This window comes from Nostoc sp. (assembly GCF_036917535.1).
Classification (GTDB): Bacteria; Cyanobacteriota; Cyanobacteriia; order Cyanobacteriales; family Nostocaceae; genus Nostoc.
In genome coordinates, this window is record NZ_JBALDA010000058.1 from 15,287 (window position 1) to 38,889 (window position 23,603).

Consider the following 23,603-nt stretch of genomic DNA (forward strand, 5'->3'; position numbering starts at 1 on the left):
AGCACGGGAGCAGGGGACAAGGGGGACAAGGGGGACAAGGGAGAATTATTGAACTAATCTCTCCCAAGTCTCCCCCCTCTTCCTTGTCTACCTTGTCTCTTCTTCATGCCCTGTTTGGCCAATCCCCCTAAACATTGCTCCTATTAATTCTTCTGTTGCTGTATGACTAATCCCGTCTAATAATCATGAGATTTTTGATCTGTGTTCTGCCAAGAAAGCTGCCACGGTTTGGTTAAATGCCTCTGGTTGTGTCAAAAATGGCCAATGATTACCGGGAACTTGGCAGATACGTAAGTTTTGAAGATAGGTTTTGTAGCGTTGAATTTGCCAATTTTGGCGGTTCAGTCCTTGTTTTGGCTGGACGAATAGGGCAGAGGTGTCAAGGGGAATTGTAAAACCGGGCACTTGCATGACTGCCTCAAAAATTCCGTCGCGAGCGGCTATGGTAAATTTGCTGCCCCAATTCCCATCGGGTTTTTGTTCTATTCCTGCTTGGAAAACTTGCTGCTGTAAAGAAGTCCATCCTTGATATTGCTTTAATTGCCGTGCTTGTTGTTCGGCTTCTTCTTGACTGGCAAAGGGCCCCATGCTTTTAAGAAAAGGCAAGAAGCGATATAACATTGGGAAAGTTACCCTGAGAAGACTGGGCATTTTCCAGATAAAAATCGGATCGACGAGAATTATACTCCGTAAACGCTTTGGGTTTTGTCTTGCCCAGATGACGGCTAATTTACCTGTCCAAGAGTGACTTACAATATGGGCAAAAGTCCATCCAAGACTATCCATAAGCGCTTCAAGGTCTGCGATCGCACTCTCAAAGCTATAATCTATCTCTGGTTTACTACTTTGGCCATGTCCGCGCATATCTGGCGCAACTATGTGGTAATCCGCCGCCAAGTAATTTCCTAAACTAGACCACACCAGAGCATGATCGCCTAAGCCATGTAACAGCAGTAAAGGTTCTTGACCTTGATTCCATTCTAAATAAGAAAGTTGGATATCAGGCTTTGATAAAGTTTGACGTACAGGCATCATTGCACATCCAGGCTTAGATAGTTTTGCGTTTATATGGTACAGCCAAAGAAGATAGGGGGCAGAAAAGACAAGGGGGACAAAGGGGAATTATTGAACAAATCTCTGCCTTGTCTCCCCCCTCTACCTTGTCTCTTCTTCATGCCCTGTTTGGCCAATGCCCCATACCCAATTCAATTGTTACCATTTACCACTTTATGACTCTGAGGATTGTACCAATTGACACGAAATAATGAGGCTAATGAATGCCAAGATCAAGAAAAGGATGCCCCAAGGATATTAAAAGTACTATGCCAGAATTACACCAATCGATTGCCCAGCATTATCACGAACGGACTAAATATAACCCTGAGACTCTCGCTTCCAAAAGTCAGCGGTTAGACTGGACTAAACAGCCAGTGCCCTTCAAAGAGTACAAAATTGGCTCTACTTTTGATCTCAAACCTTATATTCAAGAAAAAACAGAGGCTTATGCTAATAACCCAGATGCTCAATGGTGGCAAAGACTTTCACGGTTATTGTTTCGCAGTTATGGATTAACAGCGAAAATGCCTTCTATGGGTAGTGCAGTGTATTTACGCGCTGCTCCCAGTGCAGGCGGACTATACCCTGCCGAGGTGTATGTGGTTTCCCGTGGTACGTCGTTATTGCCGCCTGGTCTATATAACTACCAGTGTCGAACTCATTCTCTCATGCATTATTGGGAAAGTAATGTTTGGCAAACTCTGCAAGCAGCTTGTTTCTGGCATCCTTCTTTAGAAAATACCCAATTAGCAATTATTGTGACTGCGGTATTCTATCGTTCTGCATGGCGCTATGAAGATCGAGCTTACCGTCGGATTTTTCTGGATACGGGACATCTGTTGGGTAATATCGAGTTGGCTAGTGCAGTTACTGATTATCGCCCCCATTTAATCGGCGGTTTTATGGATGAATCGGTCAATGATCTGCTTTATGTCGATCCGCAACAAGAAGGTGCGATCGCTGTTTTACCTCTGGCAGACTTGTTAGATGTTAATCAAAATTTACCATTGGGATGTACTGCTTTACCTTCCGCGACTGAAACCAGTTATCCTCAAATCCCCGATGGCGAGCTACTAACATATTTCCATCGACACACCCAGATCCAATCAAGTGTAACTGGTAATTTTAATCTACCAACTATTAAACAAGAAAAATCTTTAGAGGATAAATACAATTTTCCTTTCTGTTTAAAAATTTCCACCACTACCGTACCGATAAACTGGGGACAAAAACTATCAGAACTGGAAAGCACTATGTATAAGCGACGCTCTACCCGCGCTTACAATGGTGATGATTTAAGCTTTGATGAATTGAAAAGTTTACTTGATTTCACTTACCAACCGCAAAATTACCTCGACCAAAGCTTAGATATTTCTCCAGACTACTTTGATCTAAATTTAATCGAAACATTCATTGCTGTTTGTGGAGTCAAAGGACTGGAGGCGGGTTGTTACTATTATGCACCCAAAGCCCAAGAATTACGCCAAATTCGGTTTAAAAACTTTCGGCAAGAGTTACATTTTCTCTGTTTAGGACAAGAATTAGGACGGGATGCAGCAGCGGTGTTATTTCATACAGCCGATTTGAAAGCTGCGATCGCACAATATGGCGATCGTGTTTACCGTTACTTGCACATGGATGCAGGTCATTTGGGACAACGCCTGAATTTAGCTGCAATGCACCTGAATGTAGGGGTCAGTGGTATTGGTGGATTCTTTGACGATCAAGTAAATGAAGTTTTGGGTATTCCTGCTGGTGAAGCTGTTTTATATATTACTACATTGGGACGCCCAAGATAAAAATAATTTCAGAGGCGTAAAGAATCCAGAGAATTTCTTTGTGTGTCCTTTACGTCTCTGTACAAGCTTACGGGGCTACAAAAAGGGCTAGGATGGACATAAAATAAGCCTCATCGCCTTTTCTCCTTGTTGATAGTACTTGCGCTTGTTAGGACTTAGTGTTAATAATCCAACAACTAACTCGTAGGAATCTTCCATGAAATTGACCCATTAGATCCATATAATCCAATATAAAAACTGCTATAACGGCGAATAATCCGTCCAGATTCTTTAATTAGACCGATGTATTTTTGGATACCTTTAAATTTAATTTATGAAAAAAGTTAGGTTTTAAACTTTGCCCGCAAGTGGCGCGAAAGAATCCTTATCTCACTCGGTAGGTAGAAACCCCAACGCCAGTTCTCTCAAGTTGGGAAACCCACCCACGGGACTGGCTCCCCCTTGTGGGTGGCTAAATTTAATGCGTGAATTTTGTTAGCGCAGCGTTAGCGAGTCCGCGTTCGCTTTTAGCGTCTCGTAGAGAGCGTCATTTTGAATTTTGAATTGATTATTTATAGTTGGGGTCTAAATGCCCATCCATGACGTAATTCAGAATTGCGAATTGCGAATGGGGATTTTGGTAAATCCGGGTAATTTACGTTTTGGTCAGTTTTTCCTGAATGAATGTCCTGTTTTGCATCTCGACTAGCTGTAGATGTGATTAGAAACGGATGATTATTAGGGAGAATTCTTTGAGCATCGAAAACGACGGTCGCGGCAGTGGCAGGTAGTGTTATGGCTTATTGTATTAGTTATAGATAGCGTCGGCGCAGCCCAATCTAGTCATCGCTATAGACTGGTGAAGCACCAATATGAAGCTGGTGTTATGTTGAATGGGGCAAGAGTGATAAAAAAGGGTTAATGTCTCTTACCTGCTCCCAGATATAGCTCACCCACTTTCGGGTCATTCAACAATTCTTCACCAGGGCCGGAGATCGCATCACGTCCTGATTCTAATACATATCCACGATTAGCCATCTCTAAAGCTTTACGAGCATTTTGTTCTACTAATACGATTGCAGTACCTGCCTGATTAATTTGTTTAATCTGCTCAAATACTTGTGTCACCAAAATCGGCGACAAAGCAGCAGATGGTTCATCTAAAATCAGCAAACCAGGTTCCAACATCAAAGCTTTGCCCATCGCTAGCATCTGGCGTTCTCCTCCAGAGAGAGTACCAGCGCGTTGACGACGGCGATCGCTTAATCTAGGAAACATAGTAAATATTTTATCTTTAATTGGTTTCAAAGGAACGTTAAGCACAAAAGCACCCATCTCCAAATTCTCTTCAACACTCAAAGAAGGGAAAACATTGGCGATTTGCGGTACGTAGCACATTCCTCGTTGGACAATTTGATTGGACTTTAGCCCCACAATATTTTCACCTTTGAAGGTAATTGTGCCTGTGTGGGGGAGTAAAAGCCCAAAAATTGCTTTTGCCAAAGTAGATTTACCCGCACCATTGGGGCCAATCACTGTCACCAATTCCCCTGGTGCAACCCGAAAATTCACACCTTGCAGGATATCTACATCTTTGATGTATCCAGCGTGAACATTTTGAACTTCTAATAAATAATCATTTGTCATTGGTCACTTGTCATTGGTCATTGGTCAATAGTCAAGTCAAGCATAACTATTAACTATTGACTGTTGACTATGGACTATTACGGGGTTTTTTGCAACTCCGGTCGTTCTTCTGGAAGAATCGCCCCTTCTACTGGACAAACTTGGAGACAGATGCCACAGTCGATGCAAGTGGCAAAGTCAATCCAGTACCAATCAGTTCCCTTGGCATTTTTGCCTGGGCCATCATGAATACAAGCTACTGGACAGGCATCTACGCAGTCTGCAACGCCTTCACAGACTTCTGTAACAATTGTATGCGGCATGTTCTCGATTCCCTCTTTTCTGTATCGGCTATTTCTAGCCTAGCAGGGGAGTGGGGAGTGGGGATTGGAGATACTGGTGTCAAGGTTTGTGGAATCACAAATATTGAAGGATTTACAGGAAAGACTAGGATTAACTGATGAAGAAGCTCGTACAGTTCGAGACAAAGCATTAGAACCTCATGGAAAATACAAGGAAAATCTCGACAAATATAAGCAAATTTTTACCAAATTAGTAGATGAACAAGGATATCTGTTAGGGGAAAAAGCTAAAGCAGATTTGAAGAAATTGCAGCAATATCTGAAGCTTAAAGATGAGGATCTAGCCCTAATAGATAATGAAGCTGAAGTACAAAATTCTTGTTAGCTCCCTGACTCCCGCCACATCTCGCCACAGTACCCTGGCTGTCTAATCAGTATTTAAGAGCTTGAAACTCAAGCACAGTTAGAAGTTCCTGATGTCGATTAACCAAAGATTGTATTGTGCTAACTGGATTACGATGAAGGCGACGTTTTTGTTGGCGAGGAGCTTCTGCGATCGCTAATCTACGACGTTGAGTTTTGTACTCAGTTATTGGGACTTAGACAAAAAATAGCCAGAAAAAACACTCAAATGTATATACAGAGAGACTTTGACATCGTTTTGCCTAGTTGATTGATATATCTGGGTTTCAAGCATTTTTGAGCCTTTGGTGTATTTTCCTTGCCCTGTATGGGTTTAAGGCTTGTTTATGCTTCAAAAATGTTTAAGTCCTGTTATAAGTACTTCCCGAATTTGTTCAAGTAACTGTTTTTCGCTTTGAGCTATAAATAGAACTTGATATTGGCCCAAATCACGTAATTCAACAGTTGATTTACGCCCACTAATGCGCCGCTGGTGGCGACGCAAATTGCTAAACAAAGACTCGATTTTCAGGTTATCTGGCGGCAAGCCAGGGATATCATAGCAGTGCAACAAATTAGTCCCGTACTTATGCCATAGTCGTTGTAACTTGTTCTTGAGGGTAAACTGTGCGGGATTTTGTTGAGGAGCAGGTACAAACTGCTGTAATAACTCTTCCATCTCGCATCGGACTTGAAAGCTTGTTAAAGATAATTTGGGCTTTTCTGTAATATTAGTTACATTGTCTGAATTGGTATCGGAGTTATTAGGGTAGCGTAGACATTCAGCAATTCGTCGCAACCACTAATGGGCTTCTTCCAAGTCCAACGCTACTGAACGATTATTGGTTAAGGCTTGGTCAATCTAAATTGACAACACAGACAAATAATCTGTGTCAATTTCTCGGCATGGTAAACTACGTAGTACTTCTCCAATAGCTGATAATTGCTGGTAGCCCATTAAACCACCCCACCGAAAAGGTTTGCGGTTAGTGCGATTTACACAATCCCTAATCGCAGCGCGAATCTGAATGTGGGGCAGTGCCAATGGTTCGTATGATAACAGTTCTTACAGGAACACTATCGATCTGTATCTTCAGCCGTTGCCAGCATAATTCAGAGAACACCTCAACTGTGGCTACTGCTATCTATCCAAGAATGAACAACCTCATCGATTGTGGTTTTTCCTCGAACTGTTTTTGTTCCGTGTTCCTCGAAAACCATTGTCCCGTTGTTGAAGGCGCGCATCATCTCGCTGTATGACTCAACGGCTGCGGGGCTGTTTCCCATTTGTGCCAGCGTCGAAGACCATTCGCTTTCGGGAATGACAACTGCTTGAACGTCGCACTTCAAAGCTCTGCTAAAACTGGCGGCAACTTGATTGGGACTTACAGCTTCAGGCCCGTGGAGTTCCCAAATCTGTGTGCCTTGCCACTCTTGCATCAAACCATCAGCGCACGCCTGTCCGATGTCGGCGGCGGCGACCATAGGAATAGCACGCTCTAATGGAGTGTGGAAAGACGGTAATATGCCTTTTTGTTGCGCTATCGGCAATAGCGCCTGCCAATTCTCCATGATCGATGCGGCGCGCACAAAGCCGACGGCGATCTCAGCTTGCAAACTTTTGAGCGCCTCTTCCAGAATGTAGGTGGTCAGAATGTTGCCAGTTTTGCGCGGCAGATGTGACCCAATAGATGATAAAGCGACAAGTTTCGGCAGGTGCGCTCGCTGCGCGGCTTCAATGATGGCTGAAGCGACCTGTTCGGCTCGTGCGAACATATCATTCGATTGATAATCAGGCGGATTGAGAACGTAAGCTCCCGTTACGCCTTCAAAAGCGCGAGTTAAGGCGTCAGCATCAGCTATGTCTTCAACAACTGCAACCTCCGCACCTCGCTTTTTCCAAGCCGCGCCTTTATCCTCACTCCGCACTGCCACTCGAACGGTTGCACGTTCCACAAGGGCTGCTGTGGTAGCCGCACCCGTCTGCCCCGTTGCTCCTAGCACAACATATTTAGCCATTTTTGATTGCTCCTCTACGTCTGATGACTCGGTTCATGCTTTTCATCCACCGCTAAGCCGCGCGCAGCAGCTGAACGTTGCTGTTCAGCGGCGGTTGGGCGCTGACTCACCAGCAGCATTGACAATATCTTGTCAATATCAATACTAGCTGATTGACAATACATTGTCAATCAGCGGTTTGCATTTTCTGGGTAATGGCTTCCAGAAGTGCCACGGCACAAGCGATTTGTTCCGCGTCAAAATCTTCGGCGATCGCATTTGTCCACTGCCATTCCCGCTCCAACGCCGAGTGATATGTTGCAATGCCAGCTTCCGTGAGCAGCAAGTGCATCGCTCGGGCATCGCTAGGATTTTCGACGAACTCAACCAGACCATCGCTTGCCATGTCGTCAGCGAGTCGTTGTACGGCTTGCCGTGTTAAGCCCATATGCCGCGCCAATTCGCTTACCGTGACGCGCTTAGAGAGTGCGAATAACTCACTCAGCGTTTGCCATCGAGCATTGGTGATTCCCGTACCCTGCATCAGGCGTGTTCCTGATTTTTGTACCGTGGCATTCATCCGGAGTACGGTGCGAATCAGATCGGTTAAAGCGTTCGACGCAGGTGTTTTTTTATGATGGTAAAAAGGCAAGTTCTTGTTTCCGTAGTTCAGAATTATTTGAGGGTCAAACAGTATGATAAAGCAGGTCAAAGTCTGACTCTTCCCAAGTTTTAGTGATTTCCTAACTTGCAGATGTTATAAGCCTTATATAGCAGGGCTTTTAGCCCTCCTTTAAAAAAATGTGCTAGTTTCATTTGTTGCTAGCAGCGAAAAAACGCGGCTAGTCAGGCGCTCACATCTTGTACCAAACGTAGACACCCGTAAAAAGCCAATAAACAGTCAGTAGATTGAAAAGTTTTCCAAAAGCCTTACCAGTCCTTCATTTCTACTTAGGAATACAAGGAGTCGAAAAATCACCCCATCCACTGCACCCAATCGGGAGCCGAAGCAATTAACCGACCAAATTTCTCCGATTCAACCGACTCAAATGACAACATTACTCTCCACCGCTCGTTACTTGTGAGCGTACTGAGTAGCTCTTTGACTGCATTAACCCCGTGTTCTACCTGCTCAGTTACTAATTAAGTGTAGTATTTTACCCTATTTTCCCAGTTATTGTTAAGTATTTATTCGTGGTTTGATTGTCCGTCCATACCCCCCAATTATTACTTCTATTCTCTTTATGGGTGGGTGTGGACGGGGCATTAATGCCATACTGAGCTTGCATTATAGCTGCATAAACTGCATTTCGAGCTTGCTCCGACTGCCGCCTGCGTTCCCTGTGTTCTCGCTGCTGCTGACGATACTCCAGCACCTCCTGCACGAAGACAATATCATCAGTATTCAGACGGTAATTGTAGTGTTTGGTAATGCTATCTTGATATTTTCTTTTGATTATTCGACCACGACGTTCATTTCTCTGGCAATCATCATAAAATCACTTTCGGAAATTTCAAAATGTCCGAACCGAAATAGCTGTCCCCAACTTTTTTTGTCTTTGGTAAAAGATAACTCGTCGAGTAGCGGCAGAATAGAAACGGGAGCAGCAGGGTTTGAAATCCATGTCAAGCCGATAAGGATTAAATCCGTTTCCCATATCGAATTGATAAATTCGACCGATTTTCACTTTGCCGATGGCGGTAAAACTTTTCGGTCTACTGATATTGGCTCATAGAGATGACGAGGATGCTATTCATGCAATGGCGATACGTCTTCGTAATCAGGGGAAAACAGTTACAGTTGAAGAGTTTTTAGAACATGTCAAGCAGCAAACTCTTGGGGATTAGGGACTGGAGAGTGGGGGGATGAGGGAGATGAGGGAGATGAGGGAGACAAGGGGACAAGGGGAGTGAGGGAAGTGAGGGAGCGAGGGAGAAGAATTAATAACCAATGCCCAATGACGCCAGTCGCTCATGGGGGAAACCCCCAATACCGCGCTGGCTCCCCAATGCCCAAATGCCCCATGCCCAATTCACCTAACGCAATGGTTCTATTTTTGGTGAGCCATCAGCTTTGATCCAGGCAATTTGGGCAATGCCGCGATCGCTTGCATATTGGCGAATCGCTTCTGCATCCCTTCCGCCCAAATCAATTTCTACCCGCACCAAATCAGTAGAATTTCTGAGTTTTTGCGCGTAGACAAAGGCAGCGGCGTTAGCATTAGCTGTCTCTGGTGCTACCAACCAGTCACTGGCTGGAGTATCTTGTGGTAATTGCTGAGTAGACAACAAAACTTGGTATAAATCTTCAATACTTAGTCCAAAACCAATTCCGGGAATGTTTTCACCTTGAGGATGATATAGCCCCAAAAGCTGGTCATAGCGACCACCGCGCCCTAAAACTCTGGCTTGGGATTCGGTATCGCTGACAACTTCAAAGACGATACCAGTGTAGTAATCTATAGTTTGGATCAGGCTGAGGTCGAGGATTAACGGAATTTTTTTCTCTGATTCTAGTAATTCTACTAGGGATTTGAGGTTATTCACTGCCTCTCGCTGTTCTTCATCTAGATCCAAACTACTGACTTTTTGTAATACATCTGCACTTGGGCCGCGTAAATCCAGGATGAGTTGGGCGCGATCGCGCAGTTTGTCACTTAGGGGTAAATTATCTATAGTGATTCGGTCAAGATGAGCGATCGCACTGCGAACTTGATCTTGGAGATTATCAGGAAAGGCACTCAGGAGCGATCGGGTAATTCCCGCCTCACCTAAAATTAAATGCCATTCCTGCAAACCCAATGCTGCTAAACAATCTGCGACTAACAGCAGTACTTCGGCATTCGCCAGCAATCCGCCAGCACCTAACAATTCCACCCCAGCTTGATAAAATTCTTGTTGGCGATTGTGTCTACTTTCCCAAGTGCGGCGAAACACATTGGCATTGTAGTACAACCGTTGTGGATAAGTGACACCAGCCATCCGAGTCACAACAGTACGAGCAATAGATGCTGTTAATTCTGGACGCAGCCCTAATTCATCATCTTCGCCATTTTGTTGTAGTTGAATCACCATCTGACGCTGGATTGCTTCCCCTGCCATTAGGGTATCCATGCGCTCTAAAGTCGAGGTGATTATCCTGTGATATCCCCAACGATCAAACACCTGCTGTAACCGATCTTCAATCCAGCGTTTTTTCTCTACATCCAAGGGTAATAAATCCCTGGCTCCCGCTGCTGGTTGATACACCATTATTTTTTCTTCCCACCAAACAAACCACCGAACAAACCACTACCAGATTTATCTGATTGCTTATCTCCATTATTGAAGGATGAAGTCACCTTCTGATCGCTAAGTTGTTGTCCTAAAGCCCTATCTATTTTAGGTTTCCATTGCAATGCCGTTTCGTCACTGGGGTCTAATTTTAGAGCGTTGTCAAAGTGGATTTTTGCCATTTTTAGCTGATTTTGCTTCAAATACACCATTGCAATTAAGCTATGACAGCGACTATTTTTCGGTTCTAGCTTCAGGGCATCTTGCAACTCTACTTTGGCTTGGGCAAATTGATTTTTGTCAATCAAAGATTGAGCGCGACGAATATACTGTTCTACAATCAAGTCTTCTTTTGGTGGCGCTGGTGCTGGTGCTGTATTTTTCGGTGTATTTGGCTGAGATGTACCTGATTGGGCTTTGGGTTGAGCAGGTGGTGGCGGCGCTGCGGATGCTTTACCTGCACTCCGCATTAAATACACTAAATTCAACTCACTAGCTTGGGCAATAACTTGCAGCGCTTGTTCTAAAGAATCATATTGGGTTTGGGCTAGTTTCGAGATCGCAGTTTTATAAAAATGATCGATATTAGCCGCCTCAACTAACTGTTTAGCCAAGTCGGTGTTTAGAGTTACCGAAGTAGACTCTTGTATCAGACGCTTGCCAATTTGCGACAAAATTAGAATATATTCAGTGCGAGTGCGATCGCTAGAGAGTTTTTCGTAAGCTGGGTTAACCAGCTTTGATAACAATTCATTACCGAGATGTTTTTGAGCAGCAGTTTCAGTAAGACTACTGTCTGGGTGCAAACGACGGGCGACTTGGAGATAGCGTTTACGAATCTCTTTGACATCGGCATCAACTGGAACGCACAATACTGCGTGATGATCTATGAAATCATATTTAAATAGTCCACGATCTATTTTGAAAGACATATAGAGTTTTTGCAACAAGGGAGCAGTTAGATTGCTTTTAGTTTACCCAAAGTCTAAGGGAAAGCCCCATCTGCTATACCCAGGCTGACAGTGGTGGAACCTGTAAAAGTTCGTTACTCATAGAGTCGTGAATATAACTATTTGTGGCAAGAATTTTACCTGACTCAATTTTGACAGTAGTGCCATCGTAGGCGGTGACTTTGCCCCCGGCTTCTTTTACCAAAATTATCCCAGCGGCAATATCCCAAGGAGAAAGTCCCCTTTCCCAGTAACCATCGACACGTCCACAGGCAACATAAGCCAAATCTAGCGATGCTGAACCGCTACGTCTAACTCCTTGGCTAAGATGGGTGAGGTGACTAAATTCTGCGTAGTTGTTATCAGAGGTTTCGCGGCGATCATAGGCAAACCCTGTTACTAGTAAGCTTTTACTCAGTTCAGATGTTATTGAAACCTTGATGGGCTGACGGTTACGCGTTGCTCCTAAGCCAGCAGCAGCACGGAATAACTCATTGTGAAATGGGTCATAAATAACACCAACTTGAGGAACGCCATTAATTAACAGCCCGATGGAAACGGCGAAAAATGGGTATTGATGAGCATAGTTGGTTGTGCCATCGAGAGGATCTATTGCCCAGAGGTACTCACTCTGTTGATTACCTAATTTTCCTGATTCTTCAGCAAGGATCGAGTGCTGGGGAAAGTGGCGGCGCAAAATTTCTAAAATCAACTCCTCTGAGGCTTTATCAGCAGCAGTGACTAAATCCCCAGGGCGTCCTTTTTCAATAATTGCGTCTTCTAACTTACCCAAGTAACCTTGTAAAATAGCACCAGCAGTCAAGGCCGTTTCTGTGGCAATATCGAGAAAAATTTGTAGATTAGTCATTTGTCATTTGTCATTTGTCATTGGGCATGGGGCATGGGGCATTGGCCAAACAGGGCATGAAGAAGAGACAAGGTGGACAAGGAAGAGGGGGGAGACTTGGGAAAGATTTGTTCAATAATTCCCTTTTGTCCCCTTGTCCCCTTGTCCCCTACTCCCCCACTCTCCCTCTCAGCACTCAGCACTCAGCACTAATTAAAGATTTTGGCGGCGAAACTCGGCGGGAGTGAGGCGCATCGGTTTTTCTGGGTTCCAAATTCCTTGCCCCATGAGTCTAGCCCATTGTTGGGCACGTTCTAAACGCAGGTCATACTTATGGTTAGGCGATCGCCCCACAAACATTGCATTCCCTTGTTTGACTAATTCTTCATTCAATAACACCTTATTTTTCCACACATAAGCTAGAGTTCGCCCAATTTTGTCTTTTGCTTCTAAATCAAACTCCAGCGTTACCGATTGTTCAACGCCACCAATTAGATTCTCTAGCTGTTCTTTTGCTGCTTCCCCCCAAGGGCGCTGTCGCAAATCTGGTGCATCAATACCCACTAACCGCACTTGAGAAATCAAATTTGGTTGTTCAGCCATGCCTAAAACTTCCAAACTTTGCCCACTAACTACCCGCGCTACTTTCACCTGAGCCTGATTGTTTGGCAGCTGGTTTTTACCTTGGCAACTCACCAAGAGTAATAAGCAAGCCAAAATAGCTATTTTTCGTACCCAGTGACCGAGATACACAGGCATTATAAATTCTCCTATGGTTGCTGCTGCACGTAGCAAGCAGAACCTCTTGCCTCCCGCCTCCTTTAATTGTTTATTCCTCATCTAAGGGTAAACCCGCTTTAATTCTTCCCCTAGCAAAATAGCGTCCAAACTGGAGTTCGTAGACTTCATCTTCATCTTGCGTCTCCACTTCTAAGTCAGAACGGGGGTAACTCACACACAACAAGGCATAACCTTGGCGACGTAAATCTGGCGACAAGCCGATCGCCTCTGGTTGGTAAATTTCTCCTGATAATACTCTCACAGCACAAGCAGTGCAAGCCCCGTTGCGGCAGGAAAATGGTAGTTCCACCCCTTGTTTTTCGCCAGTGTGCAGGATGTAGCGGTCTTCTGGCACTTGTAAAGTGTATGTTTTGCCAGTAGCGCGATCGCGAACTTTAATTGTGTATGTACGGGACATCTGGATTTGCGTTTTGGGATTAGGACTATCAAATTCAATCTAGAATATCTTTCTTTATCTTTGCATTTTCTGGGATTGTGTAGTACGATCGTAAATTGTGGCACCTGGAGAGGTGGCCGAGCGGTTTAAGGCGCAGACCTGGAAAGTCTGTTTAGGGAAACTTAACGAGGGTTCGAATCCCTCCCTCTCCGTTGAATGTATACAATGCAAAGCTTTCAAACTTAGGTATTTGCCATTTTACCGTTTTATACACTGACTTATAGTTTAATAAAATGGTTTAGTGATTGGTTGAATTAATAACACCAATTGCTATTGCTTGTACTACTGGCAATCATAATAAATAGGCGATCGCCGCAGAGGCTGGTTCGTACACAATACCCATTTTCAGCAGATAGCAAAATCGCTGATAAGGTTTAATGAAGGGGATTCGGACTTTTTCTGACTTGGAGCTACTGGACTGTTGGTCAATGGGAGCTTTATACCCTTACTCCTTTCAGTCGTGGGCAAAGGGCAGAGTATATCCTTCTGTATCCTGCCCTCTGACTTTCTTGGTAACTTTCTGCCTGAATGCTACTAAAACTCCGACTAAGACTGTGTAACCCACACAGAAACAGAACCAGCATTGCAGCGAAAATCAGCCCAACCCTGATCATTGGTTGTGATGGGTTCGCTGATATGTTCGGTGATGTCAATGTAAGTGCTGTTGGGTTGCCCAACTTCCATCCACTTTGTCCCCTCTCCTCCATTACTCAGAACAACTGCCATACCGCCAGGATGTTGTTCATCTCCTAAGCGTGTCCAGCCGATTGTATTAGGGTGGTCGAAATAATCGTATTGGTCCCCATAGGCATAGGTTTGACGAGCATACAAAAATTTATCAATTATCCATTGATGACTATCGAGCCAAATCTCATACTCATTGCCATCTGGGCCCTTATCCTTGTAATTAGCGCCATAATAATCGGCATAGAATATGCAGGGATAACCCTCACTTCGCAGTAGGATCAACGCATAGGCCAACGGTTTAAACCAACCTTCTACTACAGACTCCAACGACTGCAAAGGTTGAGAATCATGATTGTCTACTAAGGTGACAGCTAGAGCAGGTTGCTGTTGCACCAAGGTGTTATCAAATATCTGTCGCATATCATAGTCATTGCCTTGTTTGCTGGCAGCGCTAAAGTTATAGTGCAATGGCGCATCAAACAACATCACATCGCCACCAGTAATATTAAGGAAATGGTGGAGCGCTTCAACTTCATAAGACCAATATTCACCAACGGCAAAGAGATCGCGACCTGCCTTTTGGCGACAGTGAACCAGCCATTCTGGGAAAAAGCCAGCTCTCACGTGTTTAACGGCATCAAAACGAAAGCCATCTATATCAGTAGTTTCTACAAACCACTCACCCCAGCGATTCAACTCTTCGCGCACTTCTGGACTCTCCATATCCAGATCGCATCCCATGAGATAGTCGAAAGCGCCTTTTTCCAGGTCAACGTTATCATCAAAATGTTTATCTTTGAACAGATAAACTGCGTTTTCACCCTCGTTGTAAACGTTGTAATCAACTGCATCGAAGTGCCACCAATGCCATTCCATGTCGGAGTATTTGCCTTGACGACCTGGAAAGGTAAAGTGAGTCCAGACTTTAATCGTTTGCATCTCACCAATGGGCTGGTTGCGATCGTCTGGATTATAAGGCGTTGCTTCTACCTCTTCTTCTTGGTCTGCACCTAACTTGTGGTTAAGGACAACATCAGCATACACACGAATGCCAGCAGCTTTTGCCGCTTTGACAGCAGCGATATACTCGTCTTTTGTGCCGTACTTTGTCCGAACTGAACCTTTTTGGTCAAACTCGCCTAGATCGTACATATCGTAGACCCCGTAGCCGACATCGTAGCCACCCCCTGTTCCTTTATAAGCTGGGGGTAGCCAAACAGATGTAACACCAGCATCAGCTAACTCTTTGACTTTATCTTTCAATTCATTCCAAAGATTGCCATCTGGAGGGATATACCAATGGAAGTACTGCATCATTACACCATTCAGTTGAGCCATGTGCATCCCTCTAGTAAAATTTCCGATATAATTGTGATTTCCAACACAAAGACTGTACATTAAGTTTTATTTTTTGTCTTTCATTAGAAACAAAAGTCTACTAACAAACTGGGATCAACTCATATTATTTTCTTCTGTGGATGACAGTTCTTCAGCTAGGTTTTTCTGAAGTACTGACAATACCGCGATCGGGTCAGTGGGTTCCTGCATCAATTCAGCTTCAGAATCATACCGATTTATCACATTAGGCAAATCGGTACGGAGTTCTTCTAATAGAGCAATAATCTTGGCAATTTTTTGCTCGGAGAGCAGGTTAAGCTGTAGCATCAATTGCGCCCGTTGTTCGGCAAAATTTTCTTGGCGAGTTTGTCGTACCAGTACTCCGGTTGAGATCACCAATGCAGCTGCGTCTAAGCCTTGACCTGACCAGCTAAACGAGGGCAGATTGAATGGCAAAAAGCGATCAAAAAAACTGCTGAAAATCCAGAGAGCCAGTATGACTAGCAAACTATACAGAAATATTGATCGCCCAAAGAATGTAGCGATCGCTTCTAATATCCGCTGGTGGACGGGAATATCTTGAACTTCCTGGGTATGAAGTGAAATAATCGCTTCAATATTTTTTGCAATCGGCTCTGGTAATGGAGCCGTGATCACTTGATTTCGAGAAGCTTTCTCCTTGGGTTTGTTAACACTTGAACTGAAGTATCCGTCGGCTGTGTCGTCTGCGTTATGGGTCATGCACCAATTCCTGAATCTCGATGTTATTCGATTATTGCTTATCTTCCACTGACGATGGCGTTTTACCCCACCGCAGGTGATCGCATCCTAATACTGCTCAATTAAGAATATAGGACTTATGCAATTAGGGGCGTACATTTGTACGCCCCTAATCAGTATTTCGTAAAACCAAAGATATTGAGTTCTAAGGTACCTCAATGGGAATCAAAGCATTTTCTGGCAAATAGTTGGAAAAACGCCCTTCATCTGCAAGCACCAAAATCAGGCGTAAAGGATAATCTGGCGGAACTTGCAAGTCTGCCCACGGCACTGCCAACTCTAAACAACTATTTAAAGCTACTTGAGCGCGACTGAAACGGGGATACCATTGATGATTGTCTCCAGCTTCCCGAAACTGAATCGATTGCGTCAGCAAGTTAACTTCTAAAAGATGGTGAAAAAGGTAATTAAGTGGGGCTGCATCTGGTACATCTGCCAAGGGAACTGGGCTATTGACCATTGTTTTTTCTGGATAGAACCATAGCAAATTCAACTCTGCTGGCAAATCCTGCCCTGGTGCAGCGCCACTTTTAAAGTCTAGCCGCAAATAGAAATTTAAGTGATCCACCCCATACCAAAGTCGCTGGATGACACTGCTATTGTGCATTGTTCCCCGCGCCCCACCGATTTCTATGCGTCCAGCTTTATCCCAGTCTTGTTCGTCACCTCTACCATCAATCACGGGATGAATAAACCCTTGTGGGGTGTGGTTTCCCTGTGCTTGGTGGTTTTCCACTGGTTGCTTGAGATAAGGCGGTACAGGTTCATTTAATGCCTTGTAAATACCAAATAAGTGTTCTCGAAACAACCGATCAAAAATGGCATCCTGATTTGAGGAATGTCCTGCACCAAACCACCAGAACCAATCGGAACCCTCTGCGGCATACAATGCTTCCCACGCTTCTGGATTGTTTTCTTCCGTCGCTTCGGGATGACTTGCGAGCATTTTCCTGGCTTCTGTCAAATAATCCCAAGCACGATTTTTGGCGGGATCGCCGATCCAAGTGGTGAAACTACCATCTACCCAAGAACCACTATGTAGTTGTCCTCCGGGAATGGTGGCTGTAGCTGGAAATTCTTCGAGAAATTCGGAGACGGTGACGAGTTTGAGGCGAGGTTCATCGCTTAGACTTTGATACAAAGCTTCTAGAAAGGGTTTGCCATCTTGGGGATAAAATTCCCAGCAATTCTCGCCATCCAAAGCGATGGTAACTAGCCAAGGTTGTTCGCTTTGACTATCTCTTTGCATTTTAGCGATCGCTTGCAAATGTCCTACTAAATCTGCTGCTGCCTTTTTTGCAGGCATTGCACTATAAGTAAAGCCAATCAAATCTGATAATCTGTGGTCACGAAATACAATTGATAAATCACCCTCGGCGGTTTGGAGGCGATAGGGTCGATACAACAGTTCTGGTTGTTGTACATTCCCCGCCCCATCCCGATGAAAAAGGTGTTTCAGCGTCCACCCCAAGACAGCTTCATCTGAGCATATCCACTTAAATCCTTGATTAATAATATCTGGAAGTATCTGTGGACTTACAGATTGTTCTGAAGGCCACAAACCACGTGGTATCTGTCCAAAGCGATCTTTATAAAAGTCCCAAGCTTTTCGCAAGTGGCGGGGGATATCTTCTGCCCACTCAAAGCGTAGCTTAGGTAGTGTCATATTGGGCACAGCTACCCGACCGGAGTTAGTATCAGCTAGCAACGGCAAAATCGGGTGGGTATAAGGCGTGGTGGTAACTTCTAGCTGCCCCGCCTCCTGCATTTTCCGATGTTGGGGAATAATCTGACTCAAGATTTCTCGCTGTTTAGAATAAATGCGCTGGCGATCGCTTAAAGTAAAATTCCGACCCTGTTTTAACCAAGCAGCAATTTCTGGATCATCCCAAAACAGCGGATCGATCCAAGCCAAATTGTGCCAAGCTAGCAAATCACCATAATCTGACAATTCCCAATTTGCCAAACACCAAGCTTGCCCTTTTTCCTGCCTTTGTTGGTACAACTCGGCATAGCGGGGATGAGGATCGATCAAGGTATGGTGATTGGCATCAAAAAAGTGTTGGATAATAAATTCGCGCTGTTGGTAGGTGAGTTGTTCATCTGGCGTTAAGCTAGCTGTGAGGTAAGGGTCAAAAGCAGTGCCGGCAATATAATCTTCGAGTTGCAATATCAGTGATGGAACTAAATTCACCGTTTGGTGTAACTTAGGATATCGCTCTAAGAGTAATACTAAATCCAGATAATCTTTAGTTCCATGCAAACGTACCCAAGGTAGGCGGTACTGCTGACTTGGAGATAGCGAAACGCCGCTGCCAGGAGATTTGTACAGCGGCTGATGTTGATGCCAGATAAAAGCAACGTAGAGAGGATGGGACATAAGAATGGTTAGGAGTTAAGAATGAGGAGTTAGGAGTTGATTCAAAACTCAAAACTCCTAACTCCTAACTCCTAACTTTTACACCACTTGCTCAATTTCTGCAATTTCAGGAATCATTTCCTTAAGACGGCGCTCAATACCCATTCTCAGGGTCATTGCAGAACTAGGACAAGAACCACAAGCACCTTGCAGCCGCAGTTTTACAACAGGCCCATCAAGTTCTACAAGTTCCACATTGCCGCCATCAGACATCAGATAAGGGCGCATTTCATCCAAGACTGTTTCAACGTTGTCAATTGTGAGTTCCATAGTTTAGACCTGCTAAGTTAAGGATGGGTATGGGGAATGGAGAATGGGGCATGGGGCATTGAATAATAACGATCCCTGTCACCAATGCACTTTTACTCATTAACCATTATCCAAAGTTTTATTTTCCAGCTTTGTTAAATCGATCCTAAATCTAGTTGCCGCTAGATTGTCAGGTGTCAGTTTTTAATGACTTTTGACTAAACCACTGCTGGTTTTAGCAACTTGATATTAGATTAGCTGAACAATTTCTCGTGCAAGCCCTCCTACTCTACTTTAGCCTTTAAAGTGCTGAAGAGAACGCAAGGAGGTGAGGACAAGGAAGGTTTTTTCCCAATACCCCATACTCTATAGAACCCATTTGACATCTTATGAGGTTTTGAATTCAGGTACTCCTCAACATCTAAAATCCAATACTAATGGCGTATTCCAGCGACCTCACTGATGCAGAATGGGAAATTTTTGAACCCTTATTGCAAAAGATATTACCGACTAAGAAGAAGACTCGACCAAGCAACCGGAGAAAGCGAGATATCTTCAATGGAATTCTCCAGGACTTATGCGGCGCTACCTTTATGGATCTCCAGAAAATAAAATGTCCCGACTTTCATCGTTTTCACTCAGGGAAAACGCTAACCAGTCCTTGGGTTTACCCAAAATATATTTGATAGGGCGGGACATTTTATTACAAGGATTAGCCTTACCTCTGTCAAGACGAAGAGGCTTGATTACCGACGTTTGATAACGGCACTAGCTGCAACTGAACAGTTTGACCAGTCTGCCAAGCGTCAGCACCTGGCTGAACGCGAGGAATCGAAATATCTGCTCGGTTGTGTTTTTTCGATTTGGAGATGTTGAATCGCTGGTCACGATCGCTCACCAGTGCGGGATTAATTTGACCATCAGCCGTGAACCCCATCATTAGTTCTGGTAAACCGAGCGGTAGAGTCATGTTTGGCTGTTCTGCCTGCCAAGTATGCCACGTCTTGCCATAAGTTGAAGCAAGCTTCTCTATCAGAGCGTGCTCGGCTATCTCAGGGATACTGGGTGCGATCAACTGACCCGATTTCACCTCATAGGCATGGCTGTGCCACAACTTCTTCTCGTCTTGGGGTAAAGTTTGGAAGATTTTCTCGCTGACAATATACTCGATGCCCATCAACCGTGCGTTCTCACCGTTGCCATTGTAGATCACGCACTGGATCAAGTCCTCGTTGGCTACATTACAGTAATGATGAGCTTCCACCTGTCTGTTCATGTCTCCGTTGTGAAAGTGAAAACCATCTACGTAGACATTAAGGGCATTAAGCGGTGTTTTACTTTGCAATACCTTCGCGCCCGTTTCCAGGATTTTGGTCTGAGTCGATTTCTCTCCCCCTGGGGGTGTAACGTTGGGAGCAGTGTTGCCATCTGCCCACGCTGCTGGAAGATAAACCAGAAGGATGATGACGACAACAAGGATGATTGATGGTATTCTGGACAATTTCATCAGTAATAGCTTGTGAAGGACTGTAAGCAGCGATAGATACTCTGCTCTAGAGATTTGCTAAACGCTGTCTTGTTAGGGATTGTCATGAAAGGGCGGCTTCAATGGTCTTGGCACATCCAGCACAATCCATTCCACTAATCTTGGCTTGAAGCGTTTTGCCCCGATTGGCTGGAACGATGTCAGTGGTGTAACCCAGAGCAGTAATGCGATCGCGAATGATAGATTTATTCACGAACTCAAGGTTAAAAGACACATTTAATCGCTTTGTAGCAAAACTCACGGATACCTCAGTGACCAGGCAGCTGCTGCAAACTCGCTTCAATTGTTTTGGCACAGCCGCCACAATCCATATTACCAATCTGCGCTTGTCGGATTTTGATGGAGGAAGTGGATGTCATCTTTGGTGATTCGTTAAAAGATTTTAATTATGGAAAGCTTTCTGACTATTCAATCGCTTATTCCAAACTGGGTACGCCAAAGCCGATCTGCTTCTAGACTAACATATCAGCATATTATCATTTACTGATATGTTAGTCTATCACTAGATAGAGAGTTGCTTGGATAAATCAGCAAAATATTATTAGTGGCTAATAAGCTAATATTTTAGAACTTTACTAATGTCAATGATTGCTCAAACTAATAAAGCTGACTTGAAAGCCAAGCTGTTTCGCGGCTTTTCCGACTCCTCGCGTTTATCCATCCTCAATGCATTGCGTGTCGGGCCGTTAACTGTCAACGATATTGTTGAAGCTACAGGACTAAACCAATCTAATGTTTCTAACCATCTTGGGTGTCTCCGCTGTTGCGATCTGGTTGTTCGCTCCCAGCAAGGACGTTACGTGTATTATCAACTGGCTGATGCAAGAGTAGCCAAGTTTCTAGACTTGGCAGATGAACTGCTAGCGGACGTAGCCAAGGGTATCTACGAATGCACTCACTACGATCTGCCAAAAGAGCATAAAAATGATAAATGCAATAACCATTGAGGTTGCTACCTAGTCAAATTGATAATGCAAAGTGTACTAAATACTACTTTTTTAAAGGTATTTACGTATATTACCCCAGAGAAGATGACATCCATCATAAATACTATTGACTTTCCTTCAGGACAGTAAAAGATGCCAAATGGGTTCTATATAAATATAGTTATTAAATAATAATTGTTAAAAAACTAAAACCCAAAACCCAGCACTGGTAATGTTCCAGATGACCAATGACCAATGACTAATTCATCACTAGCTCAACGCCCCGCTATCGCTAACAGCACTACTCGTTGAGTCGCTATCATTAGAGGAAACCATGACTGGTTGTTGATATAGTGGCACAGTGAATGTGACTGTTGAGCCAAGTCCTTCGCCCAAACTATAAAAATGTACCTCGCCGCCCATTGCCTCTACTAGCTTTTGGGATATTGCCAGTCCCAAACCTGTGCCGCCGTACTGGCGAGTGCGGGAACCATCCACTTGAGAGAATAATTGAAATAGTTTATCTTGTTTGTCTAAGGAAACACCAATACCAGTGTCTGCTACACGTACTCTGACCATGCCAGGAAATAGCTGATCTTGAAAGTTCGCCTTTTTGAGTACTAAATCGGCACTGACGGTAACGCCACCCTCATGGGTAAATTTGATCGCATTACCTACCAAATTGAGCATCACTTGTAGTAACCGTTGGTAATTGCTTTGGACAATGATTTCATCAGAGGTAGCAGGCATTTGCATCCGAAAGCTAAGGTTTCTCATTTCTGCTTGGGGACGCATAAAACCTTCTACATGATTGAATAACTCATCTAGCTTGACTGGAGCGTAAGCTAGCTCCATTTTTCCAGCTTCGATTTTGGCAATGTCCAAAATATCGTTGATGATATTCAGCAGATGTATCGATAAGTGGTGAGCTTCTGCCAAAAACTGATTTTGTTCTTCTGGATCGTCTGCCATCCCTTCTAAAATCAGCTTCAAAAAGCCAATCATACCGTTGAGGGGAGTACGAATTTCATGGGATACATTAGCCAGAAACTCACTTTTGAGGCGGGAAGCTTCTTCGGCTTTTTGACGCGCTATTTCTAATTCTTCATATAAAGTAGCATGAGCGATCGCAGTTCCCAATTGATCTGCTGCTTCTTTTGCCAGTTCTAATTCTGATTCTGTTAATGTATAGCATTCATCTTGCCAATTCAAGGCAACCAATCCATTAGCTTGATCTTGATAACAAGTCGCAACTACCAAAGTTTTCTGCCGCCCAGACTCTTTGTATCCAGGCACTTCCATCATAACTGGTTCTAGGGTTGCCAAGGCTTGAGCAAAGGCAGGCTCAGAAGCTATATCTATATCCAAGCCAAGCATTGATTTGAGTTCTGACTGGCGATACTCAGCTTTCACTTGCACTTTGGAGCTTGAGGGCTGATAAGGACAAATAATGCAGCGTTCTAGCCGCAGTGCTTTCCCCAAACTATCAACTGTTTGCTGCCAAATAATATCCAAATCCAATGTCCGGCGAATATTTCTGGTAATGCGATTTACCAATTTTTGGTGTTGCTGTGATCGGATTGCCAACTCTATTTGTGTGGGCGTTTTTGATGCCGTACGCGCTTGTTTTTTGTTTAGTGTTGCTTGCACTAACCGTCCCATCACTAAAACTGTAGTGGCAGTTGTTCCCAAACTCGGCATAATCGGACTAATCACTAAGTCCAACTCAAATAATTCCTTGTGATAGCTAAACCAACATTGAAACCTTTCTGGCACCAAACTTGTCAAAATTCGGTGCAATCGTTCCAAATAAGTAACCTTATCCACAGGAGCAAAGGTTTGAGTCTGGTTTAGATCGTCAACTATTTTTTCAGTATTTAACCCCAAGAGTTCGCTGTACTGCCAATAAAAGGTCAGATAGCGCCCTGCCCCTTCTTGGGTATAAACCAACTCGGCTCCTAGAGTTGGTAATGAGCCATCAGTCTTACTGGTAACAGATTCCAGATTTTGGGAAAATACATTCGACAATTGGGAATTGGCAGTAATAGTCATTAATTGAGTTGGATAGACAAAAAGTATCCGACCGTAATTTTACTAAAGCCGCTGAAATTTATACATAAATTTTTACAGCTTTTTTGTGTTTGATAGGGTATTTTTTGGTGTTTTGAAAATCAGATTGGCAAACTTTA

General features: G+C 44.0%; 27 protein-coding genes, 1 tRNA gene and 1 pseudogene. 8 read left to right on the top strand and 21 right to left on the bottom strand.

Annotated elements, in window-relative coordinates; all coding sequences use genetic code 11:
- Positions 1-183 precede the first annotated feature (183 nt).
- Entirely contained in the window at positions 184-1,032 is an 849-nt protein-coding gene (locus tag V7K56_RS19185) for an alpha/beta fold hydrolase (RefSeq protein WP_334912591.1), read from the bottom strand.
- A 290-nt stretch (positions 1,033-1,322) separates the two neighbouring features.
- Between V7K56_RS19185 and V7K56_RS19190 the strand changes: the two genes are divergently transcribed.
- Positions 1,323-2,855 (top strand): SagB/ThcOx family dehydrogenase, encoded by a 1,533-nt coding sequence (locus tag V7K56_RS19190; RefSeq protein WP_334912593.1) that lies wholly within the window; start codon positions 1,323-1,325, stop codon positions 2,853-2,855.
- An 87-nt stretch (positions 2,856-2,942) separates the two neighbouring features.
- On the opposite strand, the pseudogene V7K56_RS19195 reads toward V7K56_RS19190, so the two are convergent.
- The 3 genes and pseudogenes from V7K56_RS19195 to V7K56_RS19205 form a co-directional block, all read right to left on the bottom strand.
- Positions 2,943-3,166 (bottom strand): annotated as a pseudogene (locus tag V7K56_RS19195) (IS4 family transposase); the annotation flags it as partial.
- Positions 3,167-3,752: 586 nt separating this feature from the next.
- Positions 3,753-4,481, bottom strand: a complete 729-nt coding sequence (locus tag V7K56_RS19200) for an ABC transporter ATP-binding protein (RefSeq protein WP_334912543.1) — start codon at positions 4,479-4,481, stop codon at positions 3,753-3,755.
- 77 nt (positions 4,482-4,558) lie between these two features.
- Positions 4,559-4,783, bottom strand: coding sequence for an indolepyruvate ferredoxin oxidoreductase subunit alpha (locus V7K56_RS19205; protein WP_104907250.1), 225 nt, complete (start codon positions 4,781-4,783; stop codon positions 4,559-4,561).
- Positions 4,784-4,859: 76 nt separating this feature from the next.
- Here V7K56_RS19205 and V7K56_RS19210 point away from each other — a divergent pair, with 76 nt between their 5' ends.
- Positions 4,860-5,147 (top strand): hypothetical protein, encoded by a 288-nt coding sequence (locus tag V7K56_RS19210; protein WP_334912545.1) that lies wholly within the window; start codon positions 4,860-4,862, stop codon positions 5,145-5,147.
- Between the two features lie 369 nt (positions 5,148-5,516).
- Here the strand turns inward: V7K56_RS19210 and V7K56_RS19215 are convergent, their stop codons facing one another.
- The 3 genes from V7K56_RS19215 to V7K56_RS19225 all read right to left on the bottom strand — a co-directional run bounded on the left by V7K56_RS19215 (position 5,517) and on the right by V7K56_RS19225 (position 7,120).
- Positions 5,517-5,963, bottom strand: a complete 447-nt coding sequence (locus V7K56_RS19215; protein ID WP_334912547.1) for a hypothetical protein — start codon at positions 5,961-5,963, stop codon at positions 5,517-5,519.
- Positions 5,964-6,026: 63 nt separating this feature from the next.
- A complete protein-coding gene (locus V7K56_RS19220; RefSeq protein ID WP_334912549.1) occupies positions 6,027-6,209 on the bottom strand; it encodes a hypothetical protein in 183 nt (60 codons plus the stop codon).
- 80 nt (positions 6,210-6,289) lie between these two features.
- Complete coding sequence (locus tag V7K56_RS19225; RefSeq protein ID WP_334912595.1) at positions 6,290-7,120, bottom strand: NmrA family NAD(P)-binding protein; 831 nt, start codon at positions 7,118-7,120, stop codon at positions 6,290-6,292.
- On the opposite strand from V7K56_RS19225, the gene V7K56_RS19230 reads away from it, so the two are divergent.
- Positions 7,026-7,331, top strand: coding sequence for a hypothetical protein (locus V7K56_RS19230; RefSeq protein WP_334912601.1), 306 nt, complete (start codon positions 7,026-7,028; stop codon positions 7,329-7,331). The genes V7K56_RS19225 and V7K56_RS19230 overlap by 95 nt on opposite strands.
- A gap of 18 nt (positions 7,332-7,349) precedes the next feature.
- On the opposite strand, the gene V7K56_RS19235 is transcribed toward V7K56_RS19230, so the two are convergent.
- The gene (locus V7K56_RS19235) at positions 7,350-7,742 is read right to left on the bottom strand and encodes a MarR family winged helix-turn-helix transcriptional regulator (protein ID WP_334912597.1); all 393 of its coding nucleotides are present in this window, start codon (positions 7,740-7,742) and stop codon (positions 7,350-7,352) included.
- Between the two features lie 763 nt (positions 7,743-8,505).
- On the opposite strand from V7K56_RS19235, the gene V7K56_RS19240 reads away from it, so the two are divergent.
- Together V7K56_RS19240 and V7K56_RS37160 are read left to right on the top strand one after the other, a co-directional pair.
- The gene (locus V7K56_RS19240) at positions 8,506-8,898 is read left to right on the top strand and encodes a hypothetical protein (RefSeq protein ID WP_334912551.1); all 393 of its coding nucleotides are present in this window, start codon (positions 8,506-8,508) and stop codon (positions 8,896-8,898) included.
- A 25-nt stretch (positions 8,899-8,923) separates the two neighbouring features.
- Positions 8,924-9,010 (top strand): hypothetical protein, encoded by an 87-nt coding sequence (locus V7K56_RS37160; protein ID WP_442940104.1) that lies wholly within the window; start codon positions 8,924-8,926, stop codon positions 9,008-9,010.
- 189 nt (positions 9,011-9,199) lie between these two features.
- Here the strand turns inward: V7K56_RS37160 and V7K56_RS19245 are convergent, their stop codons facing one another.
- The 5 genes from V7K56_RS19245 to V7K56_RS19265 form a co-directional block, all read right to left on the bottom strand.
- A complete protein-coding gene (locus V7K56_RS19245) occupies positions 9,200-10,414 on the bottom strand; it encodes an ATP phosphoribosyltransferase regulatory subunit (RefSeq protein ID WP_334912553.1) in 1,215 nt (404 codons plus the stop codon).
- Positions 10,414-11,367 carry a J domain-containing protein gene (locus V7K56_RS19250; protein ID WP_334912555.1) on the bottom strand — a complete coding sequence of 318 codons (954 nt, stop codon included), beginning with the start codon at positions 11,365-11,367 and terminating at the stop codon, positions 10,414-10,416. Before V7K56_RS19250 ends, V7K56_RS19245 begins: the two co-directional genes overlap by 1 nt.
- Positions 11,368-11,440: 73 nt before the next feature.
- Positions 11,441-12,253, bottom strand: coding sequence for an inositol monophosphatase family protein (locus V7K56_RS19255; RefSeq protein WP_334912557.1), 813 nt, complete (start codon positions 12,251-12,253; stop codon positions 11,441-11,443).
- Between the two features lie 192 nt (positions 12,254-12,445).
- Positions 12,446-12,991 (bottom strand): thermonuclease family protein, encoded by a 546-nt coding sequence (locus V7K56_RS19260; RefSeq protein ID WP_334912599.1) that lies wholly within the window; start codon positions 12,989-12,991, stop codon positions 12,446-12,448.
- Between the two features lie 70 nt (positions 12,992-13,061).
- Positions 13,062-13,430, bottom strand: coding sequence for a 2Fe-2S iron-sulfur cluster-binding protein (locus V7K56_RS19265; protein WP_292867508.1), 369 nt, complete (start codon positions 13,428-13,430; stop codon positions 13,062-13,064).
- 106 nt (positions 13,431-13,536) lie between these two features.
- On the opposite strand from V7K56_RS19265, the gene V7K56_RS19270 reads away from it, so the two are divergent.
- A tRNA-Ser gene (locus V7K56_RS19270) sits at positions 13,537-13,621 on the top strand.
- 394 nt (positions 13,622-14,015) lie between these two features.
- On the opposite strand, the gene V7K56_RS19275 is transcribed toward V7K56_RS19270, so the two are convergent.
- The 4 genes from V7K56_RS19275 to V7K56_RS19290 all read right to left on the bottom strand — a co-directional run bounded on the left by V7K56_RS19275 (position 14,016) and on the right by V7K56_RS19290 (position 18,963).
- On the bottom strand, positions 14,016-15,494 hold the full coding sequence (locus V7K56_RS19275; RefSeq protein ID WP_334912559.1) for an alpha-amylase: 1,479 nt from the start codon (positions 15,492-15,494) through the stop codon (positions 14,016-14,018).
- A gap of 114 nt (positions 15,495-15,608) precedes the next feature.
- Entirely contained in the window at positions 15,609-16,235 is a 627-nt protein-coding gene (locus V7K56_RS19280) for a DUF1003 domain-containing protein (RefSeq protein ID WP_334912561.1), read from the bottom strand.
- A gap of 184 nt (positions 16,236-16,419) precedes the next feature.
- Positions 16,420-18,654 (bottom strand): glycoside hydrolase, encoded by a 2,235-nt coding sequence (locus V7K56_RS19285; RefSeq protein WP_334912563.1) that lies wholly within the window; start codon positions 18,652-18,654, stop codon positions 16,420-16,422.
- Positions 18,655-18,732: 78 nt separating this feature from the next.
- Positions 18,733-18,963, bottom strand: coding sequence for a NifU family protein (locus V7K56_RS19290; protein WP_012408256.1), 231 nt, complete (start codon positions 18,961-18,963; stop codon positions 18,733-18,735).
- Positions 18,964-19,379: 416 nt separating this feature from the next.
- Here V7K56_RS19290 and V7K56_RS19295 point away from each other — a divergent pair, with 416 nt between their 5' ends.
- Positions 19,380-19,628: a transposase gene (locus V7K56_RS19295; RefSeq protein WP_334912565.1), complete on the top strand. Its 249-nt coding sequence runs from the start codon at positions 19,380-19,382 to the stop codon at positions 19,626-19,628.
- A gap of 41 nt (positions 19,629-19,669) precedes the next feature.
- Here V7K56_RS19295 and V7K56_RS19300 read toward each other — a convergent pair whose 3' ends face one another.
- The 3 genes from V7K56_RS19300 to V7K56_RS19310 form a co-directional block, all read right to left on the bottom strand.
- Positions 19,670-20,449, bottom strand: a complete 780-nt coding sequence (locus tag V7K56_RS19300) for an OBAP family protein (protein ID WP_334912567.1) — start codon at positions 20,447-20,449, stop codon at positions 19,670-19,672.
- An 82-nt stretch (positions 20,450-20,531) separates the two neighbouring features.
- Complete coding sequence (locus V7K56_RS19305) at positions 20,532-20,681, bottom strand: heavy metal-associated domain-containing protein (RefSeq protein ID WP_334912569.1); 150 nt, start codon at positions 20,679-20,681, stop codon at positions 20,532-20,534.
- 55 nt (positions 20,682-20,736) lie between these two features.
- The gene (locus V7K56_RS19310) at positions 20,737-20,847 is read right to left on the bottom strand and encodes a heavy-metal-associated domain-containing protein (RefSeq protein WP_334912571.1); all 111 of its coding nucleotides are present in this window, start codon (positions 20,845-20,847) and stop codon (positions 20,737-20,739) included.
- A gap of 219 nt (positions 20,848-21,066) precedes the next feature.
- On the opposite strand from V7K56_RS19310, the gene V7K56_RS19315 reads away from it, so the two are divergent.
- Complete coding sequence (locus tag V7K56_RS19315) at positions 21,067-21,435, top strand: ArsR/SmtB family transcription factor (RefSeq protein ID WP_334912573.1); 369 nt, start codon at positions 21,067-21,069, stop codon at positions 21,433-21,435.
- Positions 21,436-21,684: 249 nt separating this feature from the next.
- Here the strand turns inward: V7K56_RS19315 and V7K56_RS19320 are convergent, their stop codons facing one another.
- On the bottom strand, positions 21,685-23,466 hold the full coding sequence (locus V7K56_RS19320) for a sensor histidine kinase (RefSeq protein ID WP_334912575.1): 1,782 nt from the start codon (positions 23,464-23,466) through the stop codon (positions 21,685-21,687).
- Positions 23,467-23,603: the final 137 nt, after the last annotated feature.

Excerpts from the sequence above, each read along its gene's own strand:
- V7K56_RS19185 (WP_334912591.1), bottom strand. The coding sequence starts at position 1,032 with ATGCCTGTACGTCAAACTTTATCAAAGCCTGATATCCAACTTTCTTAT.
- V7K56_RS19190 (WP_334912593.1), top strand. The coding sequence starts at position 1,323 with ATGCCAGAATTACACCAATCGATTGCCCAGCATTATCACGAACGGACT.
- V7K56_RS19200 (WP_334912543.1), bottom strand. The coding sequence starts at position 4,481 with ATGACAAATGATTATTTATTAGAAGTTCAAAATGTTCACGCTGGATAC.
- V7K56_RS19205 (WP_104907250.1), bottom strand. The coding sequence starts at position 4,783 with ATGCCGCATACAATTGTTACAGAAGTCTGTGAAGGCGTTGCAGACTGC.
- V7K56_RS19230 (WP_334912601.1), top strand. The coding sequence starts at position 7,026 with ATGTCTTCAACAACTGCAACCTCCGCACCTCGCTTTTTCCAAGCCGCG.
- V7K56_RS19235 (WP_334912597.1), bottom strand. The coding sequence starts at position 7,742 with ATGAATGCCACGGTACAAAAATCAGGAACACGCCTGATGCAGGGTACG.
- V7K56_RS37160 (WP_442940104.1), top strand. The coding sequence starts at position 8,924 with ATGGCGATACGTCTTCGTAATCAGGGGAAAACAGTTACAGTTGAAGAG.
- V7K56_RS19245 (WP_334912553.1), bottom strand. The coding sequence starts at position 10,414 with ATGGTGTATCAACCAGCAGCGGGAGCCAGGGATTTATTACCCTTGGAT.
- V7K56_RS19250 (WP_334912555.1), bottom strand. The coding sequence starts at position 11,367 with ATGTCTTTCAAAATAGATCGTGGACTATTTAAATATGATTTCATAGAT.
- V7K56_RS19255 (WP_334912557.1), bottom strand. The coding sequence starts at position 12,253 with ATGACTAATCTACAAATTTTTCTCGATATTGCCACAGAAACGGCCTTG.
- V7K56_RS19260 (WP_334912599.1), bottom strand. The coding sequence starts at position 12,991 with ATGCCTGTGTATCTCGGTCACTGGGTACGAAAAATAGCTATTTTGGCT.
- V7K56_RS19265 (WP_292867508.1), bottom strand. The coding sequence starts at position 13,430 with ATGTCCCGTACATACACAATTAAAGTTCGCGATCGCGCTACTGGCAAA.
- V7K56_RS19275 (WP_334912559.1), bottom strand. The coding sequence starts at position 15,494 with ATGGCTCAACTGAATGGTGTAATGATGCAGTACTTCCATTGGTATATC.
- V7K56_RS19280 (WP_334912561.1), bottom strand. The coding sequence starts at position 16,235 with ATGACCCATAACGCAGACGACACAGCCGACGGATACTTCAGTTCAAGT.
- V7K56_RS19285 (WP_334912563.1), bottom strand. The coding sequence starts at position 18,654 with ATGTCCCATCCTCTCTACGTTGCTTTTATCTGGCATCAACATCAGCCG.
- V7K56_RS19290 (WP_012408256.1), bottom strand. The coding sequence starts at position 18,963 with ATGGAACTCACAATTGACAACGTTGAAACAGTCTTGGATGAAATGCGC.
- V7K56_RS19295 (WP_334912565.1), top strand. The coding sequence starts at position 19,380 with ATGGCGTATTCCAGCGACCTCACTGATGCAGAATGGGAAATTTTTGAA.
- V7K56_RS19300 (WP_334912567.1), bottom strand. The coding sequence starts at position 20,449 with ATGAAATTGTCCAGAATACCATCAATCATCCTTGTTGTCGTCATCATC.
- V7K56_RS19310 (WP_334912571.1), bottom strand. The coding sequence starts at position 20,847 with ATGACATCCACTTCCTCCATCAAAATCCGACAAGCGCAGATTGGTAAT.
- V7K56_RS19315 (WP_334912573.1), top strand. The coding sequence starts at position 21,067 with ATGTCAATGATTGCTCAAACTAATAAAGCTGACTTGAAAGCCAAGCTG.
- V7K56_RS19320 (WP_334912575.1), bottom strand. The coding sequence starts at position 23,466 with ATGACTATTACTGCCAATTCCCAATTGTCGAATGTATTTTCCCAAAAT.